The sequence below is a fragment of the Klebsiella michiganensis genome (assembly GCF_002925905.1).
GTDB lineage: Bacteria > Pseudomonadota > Gammaproteobacteria > Enterobacterales > Enterobacteriaceae > Klebsiella > Klebsiella michiganensis.
Map to the genome: position 1 here is coordinate 243,668 of NZ_PRDB01000004.1, position 23,207 is coordinate 266,874.

Here is a 23,207-nt window from a genome sequence, read left to right on the forward strand (position 1 = left end):
TTCAGGATTAACGTTTGTAGATGAATTCAACGCCTTCTTCGTCGTCTTCATCCCAATCATCATCCCAGTCTTCATCATCTTCCACTTCAGCTTCTTCAAGCTGCTGGCGGTGATAGTCGTCCCACATAAACTCGACTTTTTCGGCAGGCTTCGCTTCTTCCGCATGCACAATCGGGTTTTCGATGATAAAGGTCATCACGTCCCAGCACAGGTCTTTTACGCCCTGCTGGCTGGCCGCCGAAATCAGGTAGAACTTATCTTCCCAGCCCAGCGCCTGCGCGATAGCTTTCGCTTTCGCTTCCGCCTCAGCTTTGTCCATCAGGTCAATCTTGTTAAAGACCAGCCAGCGCGGCTTAGAAGCCAGTTTCTCACTGTATTTTTCCAGCTCACCGATAATAATCCGCGCGTTCTCCACCGGATCGGAACCATCAATCGGCTCGATATCGATGAGATGCAGCAGCACGCGGCAGCGCTCCAGGTGCTTCAGGAAGCGAATACCGAGACCCGCGCCTTCAGCGGCGCCTTCAATCAGCCCCGGGATATCCGCCACCACGAAGCTCTTCTCGTTGTCCATACGCACCACGCCGAGGCTCGGCACCAGCGTAGTAAACGGATAGTCAGCGACTTTAGGCTTCGCCGCGGAAACGGCACGAATAAAGGTCGATTTACCCGCATTCGGCATTCCCAGCATGCCGACGTCCGCCAGCAGCATCAGCTCCAGCTGCAGATCGCGCTTATCGCCCGGCGTCCCCATCGTCTTTTGACGTGGAGTACGGTTAACGGACGATTTGAAACGGGTGTTACCCAGACCGTGCCAGCCGCCTTTGGCGACCATCAGGCGCTGACCGTGCTTGGTCATATCACCCATCGTCTCGCCGGTGCCCTGATCGATGACGCGAGTCCCTACCGGTACCTTCACCGTTACGTCTTTACCGCGTTTACCGGTACAGTCACGGCTCTGACCGTTCTGCCCGCGCTCAGCGCGGAAAGACTTCTCAAAACGGTAGTCGATCAGGGTGTTGAGGTTTTCGTCCGCCTCAAGCCAGACGTCGCCGCCGTCACCGCCGTCACCGCCGTCCGGGCCGCCTCTCGGGATATATTTTTCGCGGCGGAAGCTAACGCAACCATTGCCGCCATCGCCTGCTACGACCAGGATCGTTGCTTCATCAACAAACTTCATTTTACTCTCCGTAAATCATTCGCCTGAGCGGGGAGCGGCACAACCGCTTCTCGCTTACGCCATCGTCCCCAAAGACGATGACCGACGGCGGAATACATCGCGCCCGCAACCACGACAAACGCACCGAGATAACCCATCAGGTTCAACAGCGGTCTGGCGAAAACGTCGGGCCAGGCCAGTGATAATAAATCTGAAAACAGCAGCGTAAACAGCGGCGTTAAGGTAATCAACGCGCTCACCTGCGCCGCCTGCCAGCGCGCCATTGCTTCCGCCAGAGCGCCGTAGCCGACCAGGGTATTGAGCCCGCAAAAAACCAGACAGGCCAGCTGCCAGTCGCTTAATGCCAGCACCTGCGAAGGCTTCGCTAATGGCAATAGCGATATCGTACATAAAGTGTACAGCAAAAAAAGGATTTGCTGTGATGCCAGACGGCGCAATAACACCTTTTGCGCGACGCCGTAGCACACCCACACCGTCGCCGCACCTACGCCGAAAATTACCCCCCACGTGTAGTCCGTCAGGCGGGTAAAAATCTCGATCAGGCTGGTGTTAAAAAACATCACCAGACCGCTCACCAGCATCAGCGCTCCCACAACCTGAGTGCCGCGCATTTTCTCTTTAAGGACAAAAACGCTGGCCACCATCATGCCGACCGGAGACAGCTGGCCAATCACCTGGGAAGCGGTGGGGCTGAGATATTGCAAGGAAGAACTAAACAGAATGAAGTTACCGAACAAACCCGCTGTCGCAATAACCAGCAGTACCAACCACCGCGGCTTGCGAAAAATCCGCAGCGGGGGCAGCTTTCTTTTCATGGCGAGGATAGCGCCAAGACCAAAACTTGCCATCAAAAAGCGGTAAAACACCACCGTCGGCGGTTCCATCACTTCAAGAACCTGCTTCATTGCTATCGGCAGGGCACCCCAGCACATCGCCGTGGTGAGCGCTAAAATAATGCCGATGCCGGCCTGCTGCTTCATGCCCGTTTTCCCTGCAGAAAATTTTCCGGGGTTTCAATGTAAAAAGCCCCGCAACACGTTGCGGGGCTTTAATCCGTTACCGGACCACGAAAAACTTACTCAGCAACGATGCTGATGTATTTACGGTTGTTCGGGCCTTTAACTTCGAATTTCACTTTACCGTCTGCTTTAGCAAACAGAGTGTGGTCACGACCGCAACCTACGTTAGTGCCAGCGTGGAATTTGGTACCACGTTGACGAACGATGATGCTACCCGCCAGAACGGATTCGCCACCGAAACGCTTAACGCCCAGGCGTTTAGCTTCTGAATCGCGACCGTTACGAGTTGAGCCGCCAGCCTTTTTATGTGCCATTTAAATCTCTCCTCAGGTCTTAGGCGCTGATGCCAGTAATTTTCACATCAGTGAACCACTGACGATGGCCCTGCTGCTTACGGTAGTGTTTACGACGACGAAACTTAACGATTTTAACTTTCTCGCCACGACCGTGTGCAACAACTTCAGCTTTGATTACGCCGCCCTCAACGAAAGGAACGCCGATTTTAATTTCTTCACCGTTTGCGATCATCAGCACTTCTGCGAACTCAACAGCTTCGCCAGTTGCGATGTCCAGCTTTTCCAGGCGAATGGTTTGACCTTCGCTTACTCGGTGTTGTTTACCACCACTTTGGAAAACCGCGTACATATAAAACTCCGCTTCCGCGCACCTCTTCGTATGATTCAGAGTGCGCTATAAATATTCACAATAGGGCGCGAATATTACGCAAAACGCGAGCCTTTGACAAGAGCGATCAGCGATCAACGCAGAAAAAAAACACAACTTTCACTCCAGCGTTTAACTACGGCAATTTTTCAGTACAATCATAGCTTCTTTTAATTCTATCTTAATCCTTCTGTGATCCCATTCGGATACGCGGTAACAGGACATTTGGCCCGGCTTTTGCGATGAATTTAGAAAAAATCAATGAGTTAACCGCGCAGGATATGGCGGGCGTCAATGCGACAATTCTTGAGCAACTCGACTCTGATGTTCAGCTTATCAATCAGTTAGGCTATTACATTGTTAGCGGAGGCGGTAAACGCATTCGCCCGATGATTGCCGTACTGGCCGCGCGTGCCGTTGGATATCAGGGAAACGCTCACGTCGCCATTGCCGCGCTGATCGAATTTATCCATACCGCCACCCTGCTGCATGATGATGTCGTCGATGAGTCTGATATGCGCCGGGGAAAAGCCACCGCAAACGCCGCTTTTGGCAATGCGGCTAGCGTGCTGGTCGGTGATTTTATCTACACCCGCGCCTTTCAGATGATGACCAGCCTTGGGTCATTGAGAGTGCTGGAAGTGATGTCGGAAGCCGTTAACGTCATTGCCGAAGGCGAAGTCCTGCAGTTGATGAACGTTAACGACCCGGATATCACTGAAGAAAACTACATGCGGGTCATTTACAGCAAGACCGCACGTTTGTTTGAAGCCGCAGCCCAGTGCTCCGGCATTCTGGCCGACTGCAGCGCGGAACAAGAGAAAGCGTTACAGGATTACGGACGCTATCTGGGTACCGCTTTCCAGCTGATCGACGATCTGCTTGACTACAGTTCAGACGGTGAGCGTCTGGGTAAAAACGTCGGTGACGATCTGAATGAAGGCAAACCCACCCTTCCGCTGCTGCATGCTATGCAACACGGCAACGCAGAGCAGTCCGCCATGATCCGTGGGGCGATTGAGCAGGGTAATGGCCGTCATCTTCTCGACGCCGTACTGGAAACGATGGCAACCTGCGGCTCGCTGGAATGGACCCAAAAACGCGCGGAGGAAGAGGCTGATAAAGCGATTGCCGCGCTTCAGGTCCTTCCCGATTCTCCGTGGCGTGAAGCGCTAATCGGTCTTGCCCACATCGCTGTGCAACGCGATCACTAACCCCTCCTCTTGCTTTCCCGCGCAAACCGCGGGAAAGTTCCAGTAAGCGTCAAAAAACCAAGAACCAGCCGTATACCTTGATATATTCCTAATATCAAACCCATTAAAAGAACTTGTTAGAACATTACTGGAACCCACGGTATAGTCATTTTGTCGTCCATTAAGGACGCCAGGCATGTTTATTACCAGGAGAATTTATGGATAAGTTCATCGACTGGCATCCGGCGGATATTATTGCCGGATTACGCAAAAAAGGGACGTCGCTGGCAGCTGAATCGCGGCGTAATGGTTTAAGTTCTTCAACGCTCGCCAATGCGCTGACCCGGCCCTGGCCCAAGGGCGAGCTGATTATTGCTAACGCGCTGGAAACCGATCCGTGGGTAATATGGCCATCGCGCTATCACGATCCCCATACCCATCAGTTTATCGACAGAACGCAAATGATGCGCCCAAGGAAGAACAACAAGTAAAGCGAGGTTGCAGACAACAGCCCCCGGACAAACGTCAGAGGGCTGCTGCTACGGCTTATTCGCCTTTGACGCGTTCGATATTCGCACCAAGCGCCTGAAGCTTGTCTTCGATACGTTCGTAGCCACGGTCAATGTGGTAAATACGATCGACAATCGTCGTACCTTCCGCAATACAGCCCGCCAGTACCAGGCTGGCTGACGCACGCAGATCCGTCGCCATCACCTGGGCGCCAGAAAGCTGCTTCACGCCGTGGCAAATCGCCGTATTGCTCTCGATTTCCGCATGCGCGCCCATACGGATCAGTTCCGGGATATGCATGAAACGGTTTTCGAAGATCGTCTCGGTGATCACGCCGGTGCCCTCGGCAACCAGATTCAGCAAGGTGAACTGAGCCTGCATGTCGGTCGGGAAGCCTGGGTGTGGGGCAGTACGCACGTTGACGGCCTTCGGACGATTGCCGTGCATGTCCAGGCTAATCCAGTCTTCGCCCGTTTCGATATCCGCACCGGCGTCGCGTAGCTTGGCCAGAACCGCATCAAGGGTATCCGGCTGGGCATTGCGGCACAGGATCTTACCGCCAGAAATCGCCGCCGCCACCAGGAACGTCCCGGTTTCAATACGATCCGGCAGAACGCGGTAGACGCCGCCGCCGAGGCGCGCTACGCCTTCGATGGTGATGCGATCGGTACCCTGACCTTTGATCTTCGCACCCAGCGTGTTGAGAAAGTTCGCGGTATCGACAATTTCCGGCTCGCGCGCGGCGTTTTCGATAACGGTCGTACCTTCCGCCAGCGTCGCAGCGCTCATGATGGTCACGGTAGCGCCAACGCTGACCTTATCCATCACAATATGCGCGCCTTTCAGACGTCCATTAACCGACGCCTTGACATAACCTTCTTCCAGCTTGATTTCCGCACCCAGCTGCTCAAGGCCGGTAATGTGTAAATCAACGGGGCGCGCGCCGATGGCGCAGCCACCGGGAAGAGAAACCTGCCCCTGGCCAAAACGCGCCACCAGCGGTCCCAGCGCCCAAATAGACGCGCGCATGGTTTTGACGAGGTCATACGGAGCACAGAAAACGTCGACCGGGCCGGCATCGATCCATACGGAGCCGTTGCGCTTAACGTTCGCGCCCAGCTGGCTCAGCAGTTTCATGGTGGTATCGATGTCTTTCAGCTTCGGTACGTTTTGGATCTCAATCGGCTCTTCGGCTAATAGCGCGGCAAAGAGGATTGGCAGGGCGGCGTTTTTCGCGCCGGAAATGGTGACCTCGCCCTGAAGACGAGTTGGCCCCTGAACACGGAATTTATCCATTGATTCTGTTCTCTGTTAAGAATTCACATACGCTGCGGGGAACATCCCCACAGCTTATAAGCCATTAAGTTTGCGGTCTCGCGCCCACTCCTGCGGAGTAAACGCTTTAATCGACAGAGCATGGATGCGGTTATCGGCAATATATTCCATCAGCGGGGCATAGATAGCCTGTTGCTTCTTGACCCGACTCATGCCGTCGAACATCTCACCCACAGCAATAACCTGAAAGTGGCTGCCATCGCCAGAGACGTGGACTTCCTGAAGGGAGAGTGCGTTCATCAGCACGGTCTGAATTTCATGATTTTCCATGGGCTACATTTATCTGATAGTGAAAACAGCCCAACATCTTAGAGGAAAGTGGCGCCGTCTTAAACAAGCAAAAAGCCCCATCGAAAAGTTTGATGGGGCTTTCAGAATAGCTTCAGCACTAAGGCACTGAAAAAGTTATGGGATCATATCAGCAGGAAGGTTATACAACCTGACCAGGGTTTGCAGATTTTCACTCTGCCCGGTCAATTTAGCCTCCCCACCCTGCCGACGAATCAGTGCGATAAAATGCACTAATAGCGCCAGCCCGGCGGTATCCACGCGGGTCACGGCGCTCAGGTCGATGGAAGACACGCCATCCGTCGCCTGCGCGCGCGCTTCCCACAGCGGGACCAGAAGATCCTGGTCCAGCTCTCCGCGCAGCGCCAGCGTCTCACCATCGCGAGCCCAGCTCAGCTGCCCGGTCATTATTTTTTCTGTTCCAGCGTAATCGGCTGCGCGGAGCTTGCCTTCAGCTGCGCCGTCAGACCATCAACGCCTTTAGTACGCAGCAGATCGCTCCACTCGTTTTGTTTAGTGGTGATCATGCTCACCCCTTCCGCAATCATGTCGTACGCCTGCCAGTTACCGGTCTGGGTATTTTTACGCCACTGGAAATCCAGGCGCACCGGCGGACGGCCATTCGGATCAAGGATGGTGACGCGGATAGGAACAATGGTCGCGCTGCCCAAAGGCTGCTCAGGGGCAATCTGATAGGTCTGACCGTGATACATCGCCAGCGCCTGGCCATAGGCCTGCTTCAGATATTCGCGGAAGGCGGCAAAATAGGCTTCACGCTGCGCCGGGGTCGCTTCTTTGTAATAACGACCTAACACCAGCGCGCCGGCGTATTTCACCTGAACATAGGGCAGCAGTTCCTGATCGACGATATCGCGCAGGTAGTTCGGGTTGGCCTGAATCTTCGGCTGCTCGTTCTTGAGGCGATCGAAGGTTTTCTGCGCCGCTTCGTCCATCAGCTTGTACGGATTGGACTGATCCGCGGCGGTGGCCGCAGTCAAGGGGGCAATCACCAGCATGGCGACCATTAGTAAGCGTTTAAACATATCTTAACTCTCCTGAAATTAGTGCGTCGTGCCGGCTGGCGGCGTAGCGTCAGTATGACTCTCTCCAGCAGCCTGTTCATCGCCAGAATTCTTATTGTCGCTACCTTTACTGTTATAAAGGAACTGGCCTATCAAATCTTCCAGCACCATTGCGGATTTGGTGTCCTGAATGGTACCGCCATCTTTAAGGATAGTGGTTCCCAGCTCAGGATCTTCAAACCCGATATTCATCGCCAGGTACTGTTCGCCCAGCAGACCGGAAGTTCGGATCGCCAGCGAGCTGGTATCCGGAATATGGTTGTAGCGCTCATCAATATCGAGCGCGACGCGAGGCAGGTAGGTCTTAGGATCGAGCGTAATATCCGCCACGCGTCCAACGACAACGCCGCCAATCCGCACCGGAGAGCGCGCTTTGAGACCGCCGATATTGTCAAAAGTGGCATAGAGCCGATAAGTCGGTTCGGTACGTAAAGAGGTTACGTTTGCCGCCTTCAGGCAGACAAACAGCGCGGCCAGCAGCGCAACCAGTAAAAACACCCCTACCCAGATTTCATTTTTTCTCGTTTGCATGAACTCAATTCCCAAACATCAGCGCAGTCAGCACAAAATCCAGCCCCAGAACCGCCAGCGACGCATGCACCACGGTACGCGTCGTCGCCCGGCTAATCCCGGCGGAAGTGGGGATAGCGTCATAACCGTTAAATAACGCGATCCATGTTACCGTAATGGCGAAAACCAGGCTCTTAATCAGGCAGTTAACCAGATCCATCCGCCAGTCAACGGCGTTTTGCATCGCGCTCCAGAAGAATCCGCCATCGATGCCCTTCCAGCTGACACCGACCAGCGAGCCGCCCCAAACGCCGACCGCCACAAAAATAATCGTTAACAACGGCAGTGAAATCACCCCCGCCCAGAAGCGCGGAGAGATCACGCGGCGAAGCGGGTCGACCGCCATCATCTCCATACTGGAGAGCTGCTCCGTTGCGCGCATCAGGCCAATTTCAGCAGTCAGCGCCGAGCCGGCACGCCCGGCAAACAGCAGCGCGGCGACCACCGGCCCCAGCTCACGCAGCAGCGATAGCGCCACCAGCATGCCCAGACTGGTTTCGGCGCTATAGGTGGTCAACACCAGATAGCCCTGCAGACCCAGCACCATACCGATAAACAGCCCCGATACAATGATGATCAGCATCGATAGCACGCCAACGTTGTACAGCTGACGCACCAGCAGCGGCGCATGCTTGCGAAACTCAGGCTTGCCCACAACCGCGTTGAAGAGCATTAATCCAGCACGCCCGAACGTCGCGATAGTTTTTATACCGCGATGCCCAAGCGCGGCTAGCGCATTTAACAACATGAGTCGCTTAACTCCCTTTGCCCAATAAATCATGATGATAATCACCCGCCGGATAGCGGAACGGCACCGGGCCGTCGGCGATACCATCAATGAACTGACGAACCCGAGGATCGGCATTTTCACGCAGCGACTGCGCGCTCCCATGCGCTACGACCTTTTTGTCCGCCACGATATATGCAAAGTCCGCGATGCTGAGCACCTCCGGCACATCATGCGAAACCACGATACAGGTGACACCCAGGGTGCTATTGAGTTCAGAAATCAGCTTCACCAGCACCCCCATCGTAATGGGGTCCTGCCCGACAAAGGGCTCATCGAACATGATTAAATCAGGTTCGAGCGCAATCGCCCTCGCCAGGGCGGCACGGCGCGCCATGCCGCCGGAAAGCTCAGAAGGCATCAGCTTCGCGGCTCCGCGTAGCCCAACGGCTTCCAGCTTCATCATCACCGTGGTGTGCAGCAGCGCTTCCGGCAAACGCGTATGCTCGCGCAGCGGATAAGCGACGTTATCGAACACATTCAGATCGGTGAACAGCGCGCCGGACTGAAACAGCATGCTCATGCGCTTGCGGACGGTATACAGGCGCGAACGCGACATCTGCGGTACGTTTTCACCATCAAACAGGATTTCGCCTTTATCGGGCGGGATCTGACCGCCGATGAGACGTAACAGGGTGGTTTTGCCGATCCCTGATGGCCCCATTATCGCGGTGATCTTGCCGCGGGGTACCGATAGCGAGATATCATCGAAGATCACGCGATCGCCCCTCGAGAAGCGAATACCGCGCACTTCGACTAGATTCGCCGAACTCTGGCTCATAAAATCATCCTTACTAGACACCCGTCGGGCTAAGCATGGCGCTTTCTTTCACCACAAACCCAACATTTTTACAGAATCTTACCCGCCCGGGTTAGCGAAAGCTGGCATTTGTTTTACTTTTGGCACACATAAAGTCAAAATTAAGAATTCGTTACGCTGCCTACGGACGGCCAGCGAGGCGACGATTATACCTGAAGAAAGGACTTTAGATGCTCTTAGCGACGGCTCTGTTAATTATTGGTTTATTGCTGGTTGTCTACAGCGCCGATCGTCTGGTCTACGCCGCTTCAATACTCTGCCGTATGCTGGGGATCCCTCCCCTGATTATTGGCATGACGGTAGTCAGCATCGGTACCAGTTTGCCGGAAGTGATTGTTTCCGCCGCCGCTTCCCTGCATGGGCAAACCGATCTGGCGATCGGCACCGCTCTCGGATCGAATATCACCAATATCCTGCTGATCCTCGGCCTCACCGCGCTGTTTCAACCTTTTACCGTGCATTCTGATATCCTGCGCCGCGAATTGCCGTTAATGTTGCTGGTTAGTTTACTGGCAGGATTTGTGCTGTACGACGGCCAGCTTACGCGGATAGACGGCCTTTTTTTGCTGGCGCTGGCCATTCTGTGGCTGCTGTTTACCCTTAAAATTGCCCGCCTTGCGGAACGCCAGGGTAACGACAGCCTGACCCGTGAACAGCTGGCGGAGCTGCCGCGAGAAGGCTCGCTTCCCGTCGCGCTGCTCTGGTTGGGCGTCGCGATGATTGTGATGCCGATGGCTACGCGGATGGTGGTCGATAACGCCACGGTGCTGGCAAACTTTTTTGCTATCAGCGAACTGACCGTCGGCTTAACGGTCGTCGCTATCGGCACCAGCCTGCCCGAGCTGGCCACGGCCATCGCCGGAGCGCGAAAAGGCGAAAATGACATCGCTATCGGCAATATCATTGGCGCTAATATTCTTAATATTGTACTGGTCCTCGGGCTCCCCGCGCTGATTGCGCCAGGCACCTTTGCCGCCGAGGCCTTTACCCGCGATTATGGCGTCATGCTGCTGGTCAGCCTGATCTTCGCCGCGCTGTGCTGGCGCCGTAAGCAGCAGCCCGGTCGCCTTGCCGGTGCCCTGCTGCTGGGTGGTTTTGTGCTTTGGTTAGCGATGCTGTACTGGACAGCGCCGCTCTTCGTTGAATGATTCGGGATAACATTATGTCGCAAATAGATTTGCCAGCGGATTTTGACTTTCAACGGGCAGGCCGCGAGGTTCTGGACATTGAACGTGAAGGTCTGGCCCAGCTCGATCAATACATTAATGAAGATTTTACCCGTGCCTGTGAGACCATTTTCCGCTGTACCGGTAAAGTTGTGGTGATGGGAATGGGGAAATCCGGCCATATCGGGCGAAAAATGGCAGCCACTTTCGCCAGTACCGGAACGTCATCTTTCTTCGTTCATCCCGGTGAGGCCGCGCACGGCGATTTAGGCATGGTAACTCCATGCGACGTGGTGATCGCGCTATCCAACTCGGGCGAGTCAAATGAAATCCTCGCCCTGATTCCGGTGCTTAAGCGCCAGCAGGTGGCGCTGATTTGTATCACCAGCCGACCGGAAAGCAGTATGGCGCGCGCGGCGGATATTCACCTGTGCGTGAAGGTGCCCAAAGAGGCCTGCCCGTTAGGGCTGGCCCCCACGTCAAGCACCACCGCCGCGCTGGTCATGGGCGATGCCCTTGCCGTAGCGCTGCTGGAAGCCCGCGGTTTTACCGCTGAAGATTTTGCGCTATCGCACCCTGGCGGCGCTCTGGGCCGTAAGCTACTGCTGCGGGTCAATGATATCATGCACACCGGCGATGAAATTCCGCACGTTGGCCTGGAGGCCACGCTCCGCGATGCGTTGCTGGAAATCACGCGCAAAAATTTAGGCATGACCGCCATTTGCGATGATGAAATGAATATCATCGGCATCTTCACCGATGGCGATCTGCGCCGCGTATTTGATACCGGCATTGATATGCGTAACGCCAGTATTGCCGAAGTGATGACGCGAGGCGGAATCCGCATCCGTCCCGGCACGCTGGCCGTTGATGCGCTGAACCTGATGCAGTCCCGTCATATCACCTGCGTGCTGGTTGCTGATGGCGACCGTCTGGTAGGTGTGATACATATGCACGATCTCCTGCGCGCGGGCGTAGTGTAAGTAAGGAAAAAATAATGAATAATGCTGATGCCCTGATAGCGACCTGCTACGGGCCGGTAAGCCAGGACTTTCTTGACCGGGCGGCGAAGATCCGTTTATTGATACTTGATGTAGACGGCGTTTTGTCCGACGGTCTTATCTATATGGGTAACAACGGCGAAGAGCTGAAGGCGTTTAACGTGCGCGACGGCTACGGTATCCGCTGCGCCCTGACTTCAGATATTGAAGTGGCGATAATTACCGGGCGAAACGCTAAACTGGTGGAAGATCGCTGCCAAACGCTGGGCATTACGCATCTCTACCAGGGGCAGTCGGATAAGCTGCTGGCGTTTCGTGAACTACTCAATAAACTGGCCGTTAGCGCGGATGAAGTCGCCTATATTGGCGACGATCTGATCGACTGGCCGGTGATGGCTGAAGTGGGTTTAAGCATAGCGGTAGCCGATGCGCATCCGCTGCTGCTCCCGCGCGCGGATTACGTTACTCGTATCAACGGGGGTCGCGGAGCGGTACGCGAAGTGTGCGATTTGCTACTATTGGCGCAGGGCAAGCTGGATGAGGCCAAAGGGCAATCTATATGAGTAAAACCAGACGTTGGGTTATCATTTTACTGTCGCTGGTCGCGCTGATCCTGATCGGCCTGAACCTGGCGAGTACGGACGATACCACCCAGCAAGCGATCAATCCTGACGATCCAACGTATACCAGCGAGCATACCGATACCGTCGTGTATAGTCCCGAAGGGGCGCTTAACTACCGGCTCATCGCGGAACACGTGGAGTATTTTTCCGAACAGCAGCTCTCGTGGTTCACAAAACCGGTGATGACCACCTTTGATACCAATAAAGTACCAACCTGGTCTATCAAAGCGGATAAAGCTAAGTTGACGAATGACCGCATGCTGTATCTTTACGGGCACGTTGAGGTAAATGCGCTGACGGCGGATTCTCAACTGCGCAAAATTACGACGGATAACGCCCAGATAAACCTGGTGACGCAGGATGTTACCTCCGATGACATGGTGACGTTGTACGGAACAACATTTAATTCCAGCGGCCTGAAAATGCGCGGGAACCTGCGCAGTAAAAATGCCGAGCTGATTGAAAAGGTTAGAACCTCATATGAAATTCAGAACAAACAAACTCAGCCTTAAGATTGCGCTCGCCAGCGCCTTACTGGCCGCCAGCCTGTCGGCACAGGCAAAGACAGGTGATACCGATCAGCCGATTCACATTGAATCCGATCAGCAGTCGCTGGATATGCAGGGCAACGTCGTCACCTTTACGGGGAATGTTGTCGTCACTCAGGGAACGATCAAAATCAACGCCGACAAAGTTGTTGTGACCCGTCCGGGTGGAGAGAAAGGCAAAGAGGTTATTGATGGCTACGGTAACCCGGCCACCTTCTACCAGATGCAGGACAACGGTAAACCGGTAAAAGGCCGCGCGTCGAAAATGCATTATGAACTGCAAAACGACTTTGTCGTCCTGACCGGCAATGCGCATCTGGAACAGATCGATAGCAATATCCAGGGCGACAAAATCACTTACCTGGTGAAAGAGCAAAAAATGCAGGCCTTCAGCAATAAAGGCGGGCGCGTGACCACGGTTCTGGTTCCTTCGCAGCTGCAGGACAAGGGTAGCGATCAGTCAAAGAAGGGTAAGTAATTCGTTATGGCAACATTAACTGCAAAGAATCTTGCTAAAGCCTATAAAGGCCGCCGCGTTGTAGAAGACGTCAGCCTGACCGTGAATTCGGGCGAGATTGTTGGTCTGCTCGGTCCGAACGGTGCCGGTAAAACCACCACGTTCTATATGGTCGTTGGTATCGTACCGCGCGACGCCGGCAACATTATCATCGATGATGAAGATATCAGCCTGCTGCCCCTGCACGCGCGCGCGCGTCGCGGAATCGGCTATTTGCCGCAGGAGGCCTCCATATTCCGCCGCCTGAGCGTTTACGATAACCTGATGGCGGTACTGCAGATTCGCGACGACCTGAGCAACGAGCAGCGTGAAGACCGGGCGAAAGAGCTGATGGAGGAGTTTCACATTGAGCATCTGCGCGATAGCCTCGGCCAGGCGCTCTCCGGTGGTGAACGCCGCCGCGTCGAGATCGCCCGCGCGCTGGCCGCTAACCCGAAATTTATCCTGCTGGATGAACCCTTCGCCGGCGTGGACCCCATCTCCGTCATTGATATCAAACGCATTATTGAACACCTGCGCGACAGCGGTCTTGGCGTCCTGATAACCGACCATAACGTCCGGGAAACGCTGGCCGTGTGTGAGCGTGCTTATATCGTCAGCCAGGGCCACCTGATAGCTCACGGTACGCCACAGCAAATCCTTGAAGACGAGCAGGTTAAGCGCGTGTATCTTGGGGAAGACTTCAGACTCTGATAGGGTAGAGGTTACAGACGTTTTAGCCGGAGATATTGGCCCTGAATATGAAGCAAGGTTTGCAATTAAGGCTAAGCCAACAGCTTGCCATGACGCCACAACTGCAGCAGGCGATTCGTCTACTGCAGCTGTCCACGTTAGAACTCCAGCAAGAACTCCAGCAGGCGCTGGACAGCAACCCGTTGCTGGAGCAAACCGATCTTCACGATGAGGTAGAAACCAAAGAGGCCGAAGATCGTGAGTCTCTGGATACCGTCGATGCCCTTGAGCAGAAAGACATGCCCGAAGAGCTGCCGCTTGATGCCAGCTGGGATGAGATTTACACCGCCGGAACGCCGTCAGGCAACGGCGTTGATTACCAGGATGATGAACTGCCCGTCTACCAGGGCGAGACCACGCAAAGCCTGCAGGATTATCTGATGTGGCAGGTTGAACTGACGCCCTTCACCGATACCGATCGCGCGATCGCGACCTCTATCGTCGATGCCGTTGATGATACTGGCTACCTGACCGTTCCTGTCGAAGACATCGTGGAAAGTATTGGCGATGATGAAATCGGGCTTGAAGAAGTAGAAGCGGTTCTCAAGCGCATTCAGCGTTTCGATCCCGTCGGCGTGGCAGCAAAAGATTTACGCGATTGCCTGCTGGTGCAGCTTTCACAGTTTGCCAAAGAGACGCCGTGGATTGATGAAGCTCGCCTGATCATCAGCGACCACCTTGATCTGCTTGCCAATCACGACTTCCGTAGCCTGATGCGCGTGACCCGCCTCAAAGAAGACGTGCTAAAGGAAGCGGTAAATCTGATCCAATCGCTGGATCCGCGCCCGGGCCAGTCGATCCAGACTGGCGAGCCAGAATATGTCATTCCTGACGTTCTGGTGCGTAAAGTGAACGATCGTTGGGTGGTTGAGCTCAATTCAGATAGCCTTCCGCGCCTGAAGATCAACCAGCACTATGCCGCCATGGGTAACAGTACGCGCAATGACGCTGACGGCCAGTTTATCCGCAGCAACCTGCAGGAAGCGCGCTGGCTTATCAAGAGCCTCGAGAGCCGCAACGACACCCTTCTGCGCGTCAGCCGCTGCATTGTCGAACAGCAGCAGGCTTTTTTTGAACAAGGTGAAGAGTTTATGAAACCGATGGTGCTGGCGGACATCGCTCAGGCCGTCGAAATGCATGAATCCACCATTTCACGCGTTACTACGCAAAAATACCTGCACAGTCCGCGCGGTATTTTTGAGCTGAAGTATTTCTTCTCCAGCCATGTAAACACCGAAGGCGGCGGCGAAGCATCGTCGACGGCCATTCGTGCGCTGGTGAAGAAATTAATCGCCGCGGAAAACCCCGCGAAACCATTGAGTGACAGTAAGCTCACCACCCTGCTATCCGATCAGGGTATTATGGTGGCGCGGCGAACCGTTGCTAAGTACCGAGAGTCTTTATCCATTCCGCCGTCAAATCAGCGTAAGCAGCTGGTTTGACCCAACCGATAAGGAAGACACTATGCAGCTCAACATTACAGGACACAACGTTGAAATAACCCCCGCGATGCGCGATTTCGTTACCGCGAAGTTCAGCAAACTGGAGCAGTTTTTCGACAGGATCAACCAGGTCTACATTGTGTTAAAAGTGGAGAAGGTGACGCAAATAGCGGACGCCAATCTGCATGTCAACGGTGGTGAAATCCATGCCAGTGCGGAAGGGCAGGATATGTATGCTGCGATCGATGGTCTTATCGATAAGCTGGCAAGACAGCTAACAAAACATAAAGATAAACTGAAACAACACTAATTGTCCGGGCAATAGCCTACGCCAACCGCCCGCAGGCGGTTGGCCAGGAGAGCTCAGGTGAAATTATGATAAATAACGATTCGGCTCTACAACTGAGCAATGTCCTTAACCAGGAATGTACCCGTAGCCAGGTTCACTGCCAGAGCAAAAAACGCGCGCTGGAAATCATCAGCGAGCTGGCGGCAAAGCAGCTAGGCTTACCGCCTCAGATCGTCTTCGAGGCGATCCTCACCCGTGAGAAAATGGGCAGTACCGGGATTGGCAACGGTATTGCGATCCCACACGGTAAACTCGAAGAGGATACGCTGCGGGCCGTGGGCGTTTTTGTTCAGTTGGAAACCCCAATTGCCTTCGATGCTATCGACAATCAACCCGTCGATCTGCTGTTTGCCCTTCTTGTCCCGGCCGATCAAACTAAAACGCATCTGCATACGCTCTCGCTGGTGGCGAAACGTCTGGCAGATAAAACTATTTGCCGCCGCCTGCGCGCTGCGCAAAGTGATGAAGAGCTGTATGAAATCATTACTGAAGCGGGAAGTAATAATGAGGCGTAACGGAAGTCGCACCTTACTCTTTTTCGTACTGAGGAGAAACGGTACATGGTACTGATGATCGTCAGCGGCCGTTCAGGGTCGGGGAAATCCGTCGCCCTGCGAGCGCTGGAAGATATGGGTTTTTACTGCGTCGATAACCTGCCGGTTGTGCTGTTGCCCGAGCTGGCGCGCTCGCTCGCCGACAGAAACATCTCGGCAGCCGTCAGCATTGACGTGCGTAACATGCCCGAGTCGCCGGAAATCTTCGAGCAGGCGATGAAAAATCTGCCCGCAGAATTTTCACCTCAGCTGCTGTTCCTGGATGCCGATCGTAACACCCTGATTCGCCGCTACAGCGACACGCGTCGTTTACATCCTCTGTCCAGTAAAAACCTGTCGCTGGAAAGCGCCATCGATGAAGAGAGCGACCTGCTGGAGCCTCTGCGTTCCCGCGCCGACCTGATCGTCGATACCTCAGAAATGTCGGTGCATGAGCTGGCAGAAATGCTGCGCACGCGTTTATTAGGCAAACGCGAGCGCGAACTGACGATGGTGTTTGAATCCTTTGGCTTTAAGCACGGTATACCTATCGATGCCGACTACGTTTTTGACGTGCGCTTTCTGCCGAACCCGCACTGGGATCCGAAGCTTCGTCCCATGACCGGCCTCGATAAGCCCGTCGCCGCCTTCCTCGACCGGCACACGGAAGTTCACAATTTTATCTACCAGACCCGCAGCTATCTTGAGCTATGGTTACCTATGCTGGAGACCAATAACCGCAGCTATTTGACGGTGGCCATTGGTTGTACCGGTGGTAAACACCGTTCGGTTTACATCGCCGAACAGCTGGCTGACTACTTCCGCTCGCGCGGTAAGAACGTGCAGTCTCGTCATCGGACGCTGGAAAAACGCAAATCATGACCGTTAAGCAAACCGTTGAAATCACCAATAAGCTGGGCATGCACGCTCGCCCGGCGATGAAGCTGTTTGAATTAATGCAGAACTATGATGCCGAGGTGCTGCTGCGTAATGATGAAGGTACCGAAGCGGAAGCAAATAGCGTGATTGCGCTGCTGATGCTCGATTCAGCTAAAGGGCGTCAGATCGAGATTGAAGCCAACGGCCCACAGGAAGTGGAGGCGCTGGCAGCGGTTATCGCGCTGTTCAACGCCGGGTTTGATGAGGATTAGCTTTCATTCCCCCGGCGGCAGCGTGCCTTCCGGGTTACCGGTTGTGAAATCATCAATGCAGCTTATTCGCCTGCATAAACCCTTCCCCACCTAACTGCCTCATCTGGCGCAGGATCCGCGCCTGACGGCTGCGAACATAACCCGATGGCGCATCGGCGCGAAAGCGTATTGGGTTAGGCAGCACCGCAGCGAGCAGCGCGGCTTCGGAAGCCGTCAGTTTACTGGCCGGTTTGTGAAAATAGCGCTGCGACGCGGCTTCAACGCCAAACGTCCCCTCACCAAATTCAGCAATATTGAGATAGACCGTGAGGATCCGCTTTTTACTCCATACCGTCTCAATGCCGACGGTCAGTCCCGCCTCCAGCCCTTTTCTCAGCCAGCTGCGGCCGTCCCACAGAAACAGGTTTTTTGCCGTCTGTTGCGACAGGGTTGAGGCGCCGCGAATGCGGTTCTCATTGCGTTCATTATGCGCCAGCGCCTTCTCAATGGCCGTGACGTCAAATCCCCAGTGTTCCGGGAATTTCTGATCTTCTGCGGCAATAACCGCCAGCCCCATCCACGGCGAAATTTCATCCATATCCACCCAGTCGGAATGGGCGAGGTAATGAAAATCCCCTGAAAGCCAGGCGCCGACCTGCCGCTCCAGCATCACCGCCGAAAAAGGAACAGGTACGAAGCTAAACAGGGCAATCCCGCCGCCCCATAGCACCGCACAAGCCAACAGCAGCCTCAGCACAAAGCGCTTAATCAACCGCAACGGCGAAAAGCGAAATGTCATGCCGTCAGAACCAATACGCGAGAGACCAGTTTTTCAATGCCGCTCGCCGCTTCGGCGATGTTCTGCGCCAGCATATACGCGGGGGTCGTCACCACTTTGTTGTCTTCATCCACCACAATATCGTCGACCGGGCAAGGCACGTGTTCAGCCCCCATCTCCTCAACCGCATCGGCAGTATCAAGATCGGTACCAATGGTCACGCGTAGCGGTATAGCAAATATTTTCGGCAACAGTGCCGGAGCGATACAGATAAAGCCCAACGGTTTACCCGCCTGATGCATCGCCAGCGCCAGCGCCTTGAGATCGCGATCGACTTCACATTCGCTCCCCTGTGAAGCAAAGCTGCTGAGGTTCTTTGCTGCACCAAAACCGCCGGGCACGATCAGCGCATCCAGCGCATCCGCTCGGGCATTGGCCAAAGGCTGAATCTCTCCGCGTGCGATACGCGCCGCTTCCACGAGCACATTACGGCTTTCCGCCTGCGCTTCGCCGGTCAGGTGATTGATAACATCGGTTTGCACTTTATCTGGCGCATAGCAGATGGCCTGAGCGCCGCTGCGGGCTATTGCCAGCAGGGTAATGACGGCTTCATGAATTTCACTTCCGTCATAAACGCCGCAGCCGCTCAGCACCACACCAATTTTCTTCATCACATCAGCCCCTTAGTACAAGTTTATGAAAGCAGTCAAAAATTTTGAATTACTCGCTATGCTTCACATATTTTACTGTTTCATGTAACAAACTATTTAAGGTTTGCTATCTTAATGAGCGAGTAAGCCAAATCCTCAGGTTGCGCCGTGTAAAAAAATCACTCAAATGATTCTGGCGTAACGACCAGTTCCCTGGTGTTGGCGCAGTATTCGCGCACCCCGGTTTATCCGGGGTCATTTTTTATCTGCCGCCGCGACCCACGCTTTCAGCACCGCGACATCGTTTTGCCACTCTGATTTCATCTCTTCAACCCATTCACCCACGTTATCCGACCACGCAGGTAAATCCGGCGTCTGAATCTGCTGCCCTAATTGCTGGATATGGCGCAAACCGATTGAGCCCGCTGCCCCTTTAATCTTATGACCCTCATCGACAATGCCTTTCTGGTCGCGAGCGGTTAAATTGGATTCCAGGACCGCCAGGTAGCCCGGCATCATTCTTTCAAAAACGGCCAGACCGTCATTAATCAGCTTCGGCCCTACCAGTTCGATATACTGCTCAAGCATCGGAATATCCAGTACAGAAGCCGATTTACTGCTATCTACAGATGGCATTGCATTCTCCTCTTCTTCCGGCGCATCCCAGAATTTTTTGATAATCGCGGTTAATGCCGGAACCGATAATGGCTTACTAAGAACATCATCCATTCCCGCATCCAGATACTCTTTCTTGTTCTTCAGCACGTTAGCGGTAAGCGCCACCAGCGGCGGGAGCTCATCGGCGGCAAAGCGTTGTTTCAGCTGACGAGAAATATCGAGTCCAGTCATATCCGGCAGCTGAATATCAAGCAGAACCAGATCGTACTCGCCGGGTACAAACATCTCCAGCGCAGCCTTGCCGGTCATCGCCACATCCACGCTGTTGCCCAGCTTCTCCAGTACCGAGCGCGCCACGATAACGTTGAGCTCAATATCTTCCACCAGCAGCACGTTCAGCGCAGGTAATGGCATTTCATCTTCCGCCAGCGTGTCCTCGACCTCTTCAGCCACGGCCGGAGCGTGTACGGTAAGCGTAAAAGTCGCGCCTTTACCCGGGAGGCTGGTAACGCAAATATCACCGCCCATATTCCGCGCCAGGCGCCTCGATACGGCGAGGCCGATGCCGGTACCCGTCGCTGGCTTGCCGCCCTGGCTATCTTTCACCTGGTAATACATAGCGAAAATTTTATCCTGTTCCGCTTCAGGGATGCCAATCCCTGAATCTTCTACTTCAAAGTGCAGGATATCTCCTTCGTCGTAGCGCACGCGGACGTTCACATTCCCGCCTTGCGGAGTAAATTTCACGGCATTACTAATAAGATTCCACAAGATTTGGCGCAAACGCGTTCCGTCGGTGATCACTTTATGCGGCAGCGGAAGCGTGGGGTCCAGCACAAAATGCAGGCCTTTCTGCTGCGCCTGCAGGCCGGAGAGATTTTCCAGGTCGGCCAGGAAGCCGGTAAAGTCCACCGGCTGGTTATCCAGCTGAATTTTACGCCGCTCCATCTTATCCATCTCAATAATATCATTGAAGATATTACCCAGCGTTACCGCTGAGACGTGGATGGTTTTCAGGTATCTTTCCTGTTCATCGGTAAGATCGGTATCCAGAAGGATTCGGCTAAGGCCTACGATGCCGTTAAGCGGCGTACGCAGCTCGTGGCTGATCGTTGAGATAAAGGTGGTCTTATCACGGCTGGCCCGCTCCAGCGCGTCCTGATAGCGCTTACGCTCCGTAATATCGCGGCCAAACCCCATCAGACCGCGGCGCTTACCGACGCGGTCATAATAAGGCACTTTGCGGATTTCAAAGCAGGCCTTGCGCCCGTCCGGATAATCCAGCCACTGCTCGTAGGTGAGCGATACGTTATGGCGGAAGACTTTCTCATCCGTCTCCAGCACCTTCTCCGCCACCTCTTCGCTGTAAACATCCTGCGGCTTAAGATGAATAAGCTGCTTTTCACTTTTACCGGTCAACAGTTCCATGGCTCGGTTACAGCCAGAAAACTCTTTATCTTCATTACGATAGAAAACCAGGTCCGGAGAGGCATCCAGGAAGGAGCGCAAGAAGGAGGATTGCTGTTCCAGCTGAATTTGCGCCTCTTCACGCTCTTTCATCTCAATTTTCAGCTGCTCAAGCGTCGTTTCACGTTCCGCTTCCGCCTTTTCACGTTCGCCGATTTCCTGATTAAGCTGGGCGATGTTGTCCTTAAGCTGCACATTCAGCTTGAGATCGCGTTCGCGCATCTCCTCCAGTTTCTCCACCAGCCTCGAGAGGCGCTGCCGGGACTCTTCCAGCTGCTCAACCACCACCGACAGGAAATAGACCGCCCACGGGGTAATCAGCAAGCCAAAGAAGATGGAGCGGATCACATCAATACTTTCCACCTGGCCGTGCAGCACCATCGTCACGGCCATCTGCACAACGATCGCCAGCACCACCAGCGCAAAGGCCAGCAGCATTGAAAAGCGCACCAGACCCAGCTTCATCATCAGGTCAACATAATACTGCGCCAGCATACGGATTTGCTTCATAAGGGATTCCTTCGCGACAACTTCGCACAATAATACTCAATTCTGAGCAAGACGCTGTAAGTTGTGCCAAAAATGCGGGAAGGATTGTAGTTACGCGCCTGACGGTGGAGAGCCGTCAGCCGGAAAAGACGTTATTCGGCAGCAGCCGGAGAGATCCAGCAACGCCCGATGGCTGACCCCTGCACGCCGTATTCATTGAGATATTTATCCAGCTCAACCATCCCGGTCCAACGGTTCTCACACCACAGCGGCGCCAGCAACGTCGGGCGTCGGGCGCTGGCGGAGATACGGTGATAAATCACGTCTGGCGGAGTATGGCGAATCATCTCTCCGGCAGTGACCGTATACGCTTCCAGCGCAATACCGTTTAACCTGCCGGCCTGCCACGCCCTGGCCATGATACTGCCCTTCACAATATGAAGTGGATGCAGCTTAATGCCGTCTACGCCGGTCTCTACCACCTGCGCTAAGGTCTCCAGACATTCGCGCTGCCCTTCGCCCGGCAGGCCCACGATAAGGTGGCTACACACTTTGAGGCCGCGTTCGCGTGCCAGACGGGTGGTTCGCTGATAGCAGGCAAAATCGTGGCCGCGATTGATTCGGTGCAGCGTTTTATCATGCGCGGTCTGTAAACCCAGCTCGAGCCAGACTTCATACCCCTGCTCCCGATATTCAGTCAGCAGATCCAGTACCGCGCCGGGGACGCAGTCCGGGCGAGTCCCTACGCATAGCCCGACAATATTCGCCTGGCTGACCGCCTGCTGATACATGGCGCGCAGCACCTGCACCTCGGCAAAAGTGCTGGTATAAGCCTGGAAATAGGCCAGATAGCGCTTTGCGCGATTCACCCGCTGCGCCTGATGGGCCAGCTGTTCCGCAATCGAGCGGTGCTGCTGCTCTTCATCGGCAAAAGAGGCCACATTACAGAACGTACAGCCGCCGCGACCAATAGTGCCATCGCGATTTGGGCAGCTAAATCCACCATGCAGCGTCAGTTTATGAACCTTTTCACCATAGCGGCGCATAAGATCCCCACCAAACATATTGACTAATTTTTGTAACTGCATAATCTGATAGACCGGCCTTAAGAAAGGGGCCAAGCCTGCCATTTTTAGCTACCGACGGCGATGACCTGGATCAATCGTCAACGCGGCTGCCTATCTCATTGCATAAACACTCAAGATAACTGCAATTTAATTCATCCGTATGGTAATGAGTTTTCCTTATATATAGCCGCTGATTTGCCATTATCTTTACCAGGGCATAAAACAGTATCAGTCACCGCAAATCAAACAAAAACCAGTTTAAAAAACTGCAATGGAAAAACAATTCAGCACAGAAGGATAATGTCTCGCCGTCGATATAGTGAGACAGATCACACTCAATTATGACGACCGGTACGTTTCCCTGGCATTTAAAATGCCATTATTTTCTTAAAAATCATCAAATTAGGTGTTGTATAGCACATTTTTGTATAAATAAGATTGCCATTTGACGTATGTGTGGATTCCCGATAAGTTGGGAATCCGCTGGAAGCTTTCTGGATGAGTGCTCTGCTCATCATATTTATGCAGTAATTGAGATTCCCTCTTAACAGCAAGTCCTCAAACTTGTGTACCGATGCGAAAAGGATTTAAAGAGGGCGAATGCGAGGTGTAAACCCCGTCGCCATGCTCTTTCTGTGCCCGTGCGCAAT

The 23,207-nt window shown here is 54.1% G+C and carries 28 protein-coding genes; 13 read left to right on the plus strand and 15 right to left on the minus strand.

What is annotated here, in order from left to right:
* Nucleotides 1-7 precede the first annotated feature (7 nt).
* The 4 genes from cgtA to rplU all read right to left on the minus strand — a co-directional run bounded on the left by cgtA (nucleotide 8) and on the right by rplU (nucleotide 2,844).
* Complete coding sequence (gene cgtA / locus CDA56_RS12055; protein ID WP_004125676.1) at nucleotides 8-1,180, minus strand: Obg family GTPase CgtA; 1,173 nt, start codon at nucleotides 1,178-1,180, stop codon at nucleotides 8-10.
* Nucleotides 1,177-2,160 (minus strand): DMT family transporter, encoded by a 984-nt coding sequence (locus CDA56_RS12060; RefSeq protein ID WP_104011366.1) that lies wholly within the window; start codon nucleotides 2,158-2,160, stop codon nucleotides 1,177-1,179. The genes cgtA and CDA56_RS12060 overlap by 4 nt, the downstream gene beginning before the upstream one ends.
* A gap of 95 nt (nucleotides 2,161-2,255) precedes the next feature.
* Nucleotides 2,256-2,513 (minus strand): 50S ribosomal protein L27, encoded by a 258-nt coding sequence (gene rpmA / locus CDA56_RS12065; RefSeq protein WP_003861831.1) that lies wholly within the window; start codon nucleotides 2,511-2,513, stop codon nucleotides 2,256-2,258.
* Nucleotides 2,514-2,532: 19 nt separating this feature from the next.
* Entirely contained in the window at nucleotides 2,533-2,844 is a 312-nt protein-coding gene (gene rplU / locus CDA56_RS12070; RefSeq protein WP_004106123.1) for a 50S ribosomal protein L21, read from the minus strand.
* Between the two features lie 260 nt (nucleotides 2,845-3,104).
* On the opposite strand from rplU, the gene ispB reads away from it, so the two are divergent.
* Both ispB and sfsB read left to right on the plus strand, forming a co-directional pair.
* Nucleotides 3,105-4,076 (plus strand): octaprenyl diphosphate synthase, encoded by a 972-nt coding sequence (gene ispB / locus CDA56_RS12075; protein ID WP_004854564.1) that lies wholly within the window; start codon nucleotides 3,105-3,107, stop codon nucleotides 4,074-4,076.
* Nucleotides 4,077-4,273: 197 nt separating this feature from the next.
* Nucleotides 4,274-4,546, plus strand: coding sequence for a DNA-binding transcriptional regulator SfsB (gene sfsB, locus CDA56_RS12080; protein ID WP_004854566.1), 273 nt, complete (start codon nucleotides 4,274-4,276; stop codon nucleotides 4,544-4,546).
* A 55-nt stretch (nucleotides 4,547-4,601) separates the two neighbouring features.
* Here the strand turns inward: sfsB and murA are convergent, their stop codons facing one another.
* The 7 genes from murA to mlaF all read right to left on the minus strand — a co-directional run bounded on the left by murA (nucleotide 4,602) and on the right by mlaF (nucleotide 9,408).
* Nucleotides 4,602-5,861, minus strand: coding sequence for a UDP-N-acetylglucosamine 1-carboxyvinyltransferase (gene murA / locus CDA56_RS12085; RefSeq protein WP_004854569.1), 1,260 nt, complete (start codon nucleotides 5,859-5,861; stop codon nucleotides 4,602-4,604).
* A 54-nt stretch (nucleotides 5,862-5,915) separates the two neighbouring features.
* Entirely contained in the window at nucleotides 5,916-6,170 is a 255-nt protein-coding gene (gene ibaG, locus CDA56_RS12090) for a BolA family iron metabolism protein IbaG (RefSeq protein WP_004106141.1), read from the minus strand.
* Nucleotides 6,171-6,305: 135 nt separating this feature from the next.
* Entirely contained in the window at nucleotides 6,306-6,596 is a 291-nt protein-coding gene (gene mlaB / locus CDA56_RS12095) for a lipid asymmetry maintenance protein MlaB (RefSeq protein ID WP_102803999.1), read from the minus strand.
* Complete coding sequence (mlaC, locus tag CDA56_RS12100) at nucleotides 6,596-7,231, minus strand: phospholipid-binding protein MlaC (RefSeq protein WP_004125682.1); 636 nt, start codon at nucleotides 7,229-7,231, stop codon at nucleotides 6,596-6,598. Before mlaC ends, mlaB begins: the two co-directional genes overlap by 1 nt.
* Nucleotides 7,232-7,249: 18 nt before the next feature.
* The gene (gene mlaD / locus CDA56_RS12105) at nucleotides 7,250-7,801 is read right to left on the minus strand and encodes an outer membrane lipid asymmetry maintenance protein MlaD (RefSeq protein WP_014226983.1); all 552 of its coding nucleotides are present in this window, start codon (nucleotides 7,799-7,801) and stop codon (nucleotides 7,250-7,252) included.
* 4 nt (nucleotides 7,802-7,805) lie between these two features.
* Nucleotides 7,806-8,588: a lipid asymmetry maintenance ABC transporter permease subunit MlaE gene (mlaE, locus tag CDA56_RS12110; RefSeq protein WP_004125690.1), complete on the minus strand. Its 783-nt coding sequence runs from the start codon at nucleotides 8,586-8,588 to the stop codon at nucleotides 7,806-7,808.
* Nucleotides 8,589-8,595: 7 nt separating this feature from the next.
* Nucleotides 8,596-9,408 carry a phospholipid ABC transporter ATP-binding protein MlaF gene (gene mlaF / locus CDA56_RS12115; RefSeq protein ID WP_004125691.1) on the minus strand — a complete coding sequence of 271 codons (813 nt, stop codon included), beginning with the start codon at nucleotides 9,406-9,408 and terminating at the stop codon, nucleotides 8,596-8,598.
* A gap of 209 nt (nucleotides 9,409-9,617) precedes the next feature.
* On the opposite strand from mlaF, the gene CDA56_RS12120 reads away from it, so the two are divergent.
* The 11 genes from CDA56_RS12120 to npr all read left to right on the plus strand — a co-directional run bounded on the left by CDA56_RS12120 (nucleotide 9,618) and on the right by npr (nucleotide 17,509).
* Nucleotides 9,618-10,595, plus strand: coding sequence for a calcium/sodium antiporter (locus tag CDA56_RS12120; RefSeq protein WP_004854581.1), 978 nt, complete (start codon nucleotides 9,618-9,620; stop codon nucleotides 10,593-10,595).
* Complete coding sequence (gene kdsD, locus CDA56_RS12125; protein WP_160741439.1) at nucleotides 10,592-11,596, plus strand: arabinose-5-phosphate isomerase KdsD; 1,005 nt, start codon at nucleotides 10,592-10,594, stop codon at nucleotides 11,594-11,596. Before CDA56_RS12120 ends, kdsD begins: the two co-directional genes overlap by 4 nt.
* 14 nt (nucleotides 11,597-11,610) lie before the next feature.
* Entirely contained in the window at nucleotides 11,611-12,177 is a 567-nt protein-coding gene (gene kdsC / locus CDA56_RS12130) for a 3-deoxy-manno-octulosonate-8-phosphatase KdsC (protein WP_004854584.1), read from the plus strand.
* Nucleotides 12,174-12,749 (plus strand): LPS export ABC transporter periplasmic protein LptC, encoded by a 576-nt coding sequence (lptC, locus tag CDA56_RS12135; RefSeq protein ID WP_004854587.1) that lies wholly within the window; start codon nucleotides 12,174-12,176, stop codon nucleotides 12,747-12,749. Before kdsC ends, lptC begins: the two co-directional genes overlap by 4 nt.
* Nucleotides 12,718-13,263 carry a lipopolysaccharide ABC transporter substrate-binding protein LptA gene (gene lptA, locus CDA56_RS12140; protein ID WP_004125703.1) on the plus strand — a complete coding sequence of 182 codons (546 nt, stop codon included), beginning with the start codon at nucleotides 12,718-12,720 and terminating at the stop codon, nucleotides 13,261-13,263. Before lptC ends, lptA begins: the two co-directional genes overlap by 32 nt.
* A gap of 6 nt (nucleotides 13,264-13,269) precedes the next feature.
* Nucleotides 13,270-13,995, plus strand: coding sequence for an LPS export ABC transporter ATP-binding protein (gene lptB / locus CDA56_RS12145; RefSeq protein WP_004125705.1), 726 nt, complete (start codon nucleotides 13,270-13,272; stop codon nucleotides 13,993-13,995).
* Between the two features lie 47 nt (nucleotides 13,996-14,042).
* Nucleotides 14,043-15,476: an RNA polymerase factor sigma-54 gene (rpoN, locus tag CDA56_RS12150; protein ID WP_004854591.1), complete on the plus strand. Its 1,434-nt coding sequence runs from the start codon at nucleotides 14,043-14,045 to the stop codon at nucleotides 15,474-15,476.
* Nucleotides 15,477-15,498: 22 nt separating this feature from the next.
* Nucleotides 15,499-15,786, plus strand: a complete 288-nt coding sequence (gene hpf / locus CDA56_RS12155; RefSeq protein ID WP_004106167.1) for a ribosome hibernation promoting factor — start codon at nucleotides 15,499-15,501, stop codon at nucleotides 15,784-15,786.
* Nucleotides 15,787-15,851: 65 nt separating this feature from the next.
* Nucleotides 15,852-16,340 (plus strand): PTS IIA-like nitrogen regulatory protein PtsN, encoded by a 489-nt coding sequence (gene ptsN / locus CDA56_RS12160; protein ID WP_004854593.1) that lies wholly within the window; start codon nucleotides 15,852-15,854, stop codon nucleotides 16,338-16,340.
* Between the two features lie 45 nt (nucleotides 16,341-16,385).
* On the plus strand, nucleotides 16,386-17,240 hold the full coding sequence (gene rapZ, locus CDA56_RS12165) for an RNase adapter RapZ (RefSeq protein WP_004106169.1): 855 nt from the start codon (nucleotides 16,386-16,388) through the stop codon (nucleotides 17,238-17,240).
* Nucleotides 17,237-17,509 carry a PTS phosphocarrier protein NPr gene (npr, locus tag CDA56_RS12170; protein ID WP_004106170.1) on the plus strand — a complete coding sequence of 91 codons (273 nt, stop codon included), beginning with the start codon at nucleotides 17,237-17,239 and terminating at the stop codon, nucleotides 17,507-17,509. The genes rapZ and npr overlap by 4 nt, the downstream gene beginning before the upstream one ends.
* A 52-nt stretch (nucleotides 17,510-17,561) precedes the next feature.
* On the opposite strand, the gene mtgA is transcribed toward npr, so the two are convergent.
* From mtgA to mnmL, 4 genes are all read right to left on the minus strand, one after another.
* A complete protein-coding gene (mtgA, locus tag CDA56_RS12175) occupies nucleotides 17,562-18,287 on the minus strand; it encodes a monofunctional biosynthetic peptidoglycan transglycosylase (RefSeq protein WP_104011367.1) in 726 nt (241 codons plus the stop codon).
* Complete coding sequence (gene elbB, locus CDA56_RS12180; RefSeq protein ID WP_014226985.1) at nucleotides 18,284-18,937, minus strand: isoprenoid biosynthesis glyoxalase ElbB; 654 nt, start codon at nucleotides 18,935-18,937, stop codon at nucleotides 18,284-18,286. Before elbB ends, mtgA begins: the two co-directional genes overlap by 4 nt.
* Before the next feature lie 234 nt (nucleotides 18,938-19,171).
* Entirely contained in the window at nucleotides 19,172-21,511 is a 2,340-nt protein-coding gene (gene arcB, locus CDA56_RS12185) for an aerobic respiration two-component sensor histidine kinase ArcB (RefSeq protein WP_025108151.1), read from the minus strand.
* Nucleotides 21,512-21,642: 131 nt separating this feature from the next.
* Nucleotides 21,643-22,578, minus strand: a complete 936-nt coding sequence (mnmL, locus tag CDA56_RS12190; RefSeq protein ID WP_014226987.1) for a tRNA modification radical SAM protein MnmL/YtqA — start codon at nucleotides 22,576-22,578, stop codon at nucleotides 21,643-21,645.
* Nucleotides 22,579-23,207 lie beyond the last annotated feature (629 nt).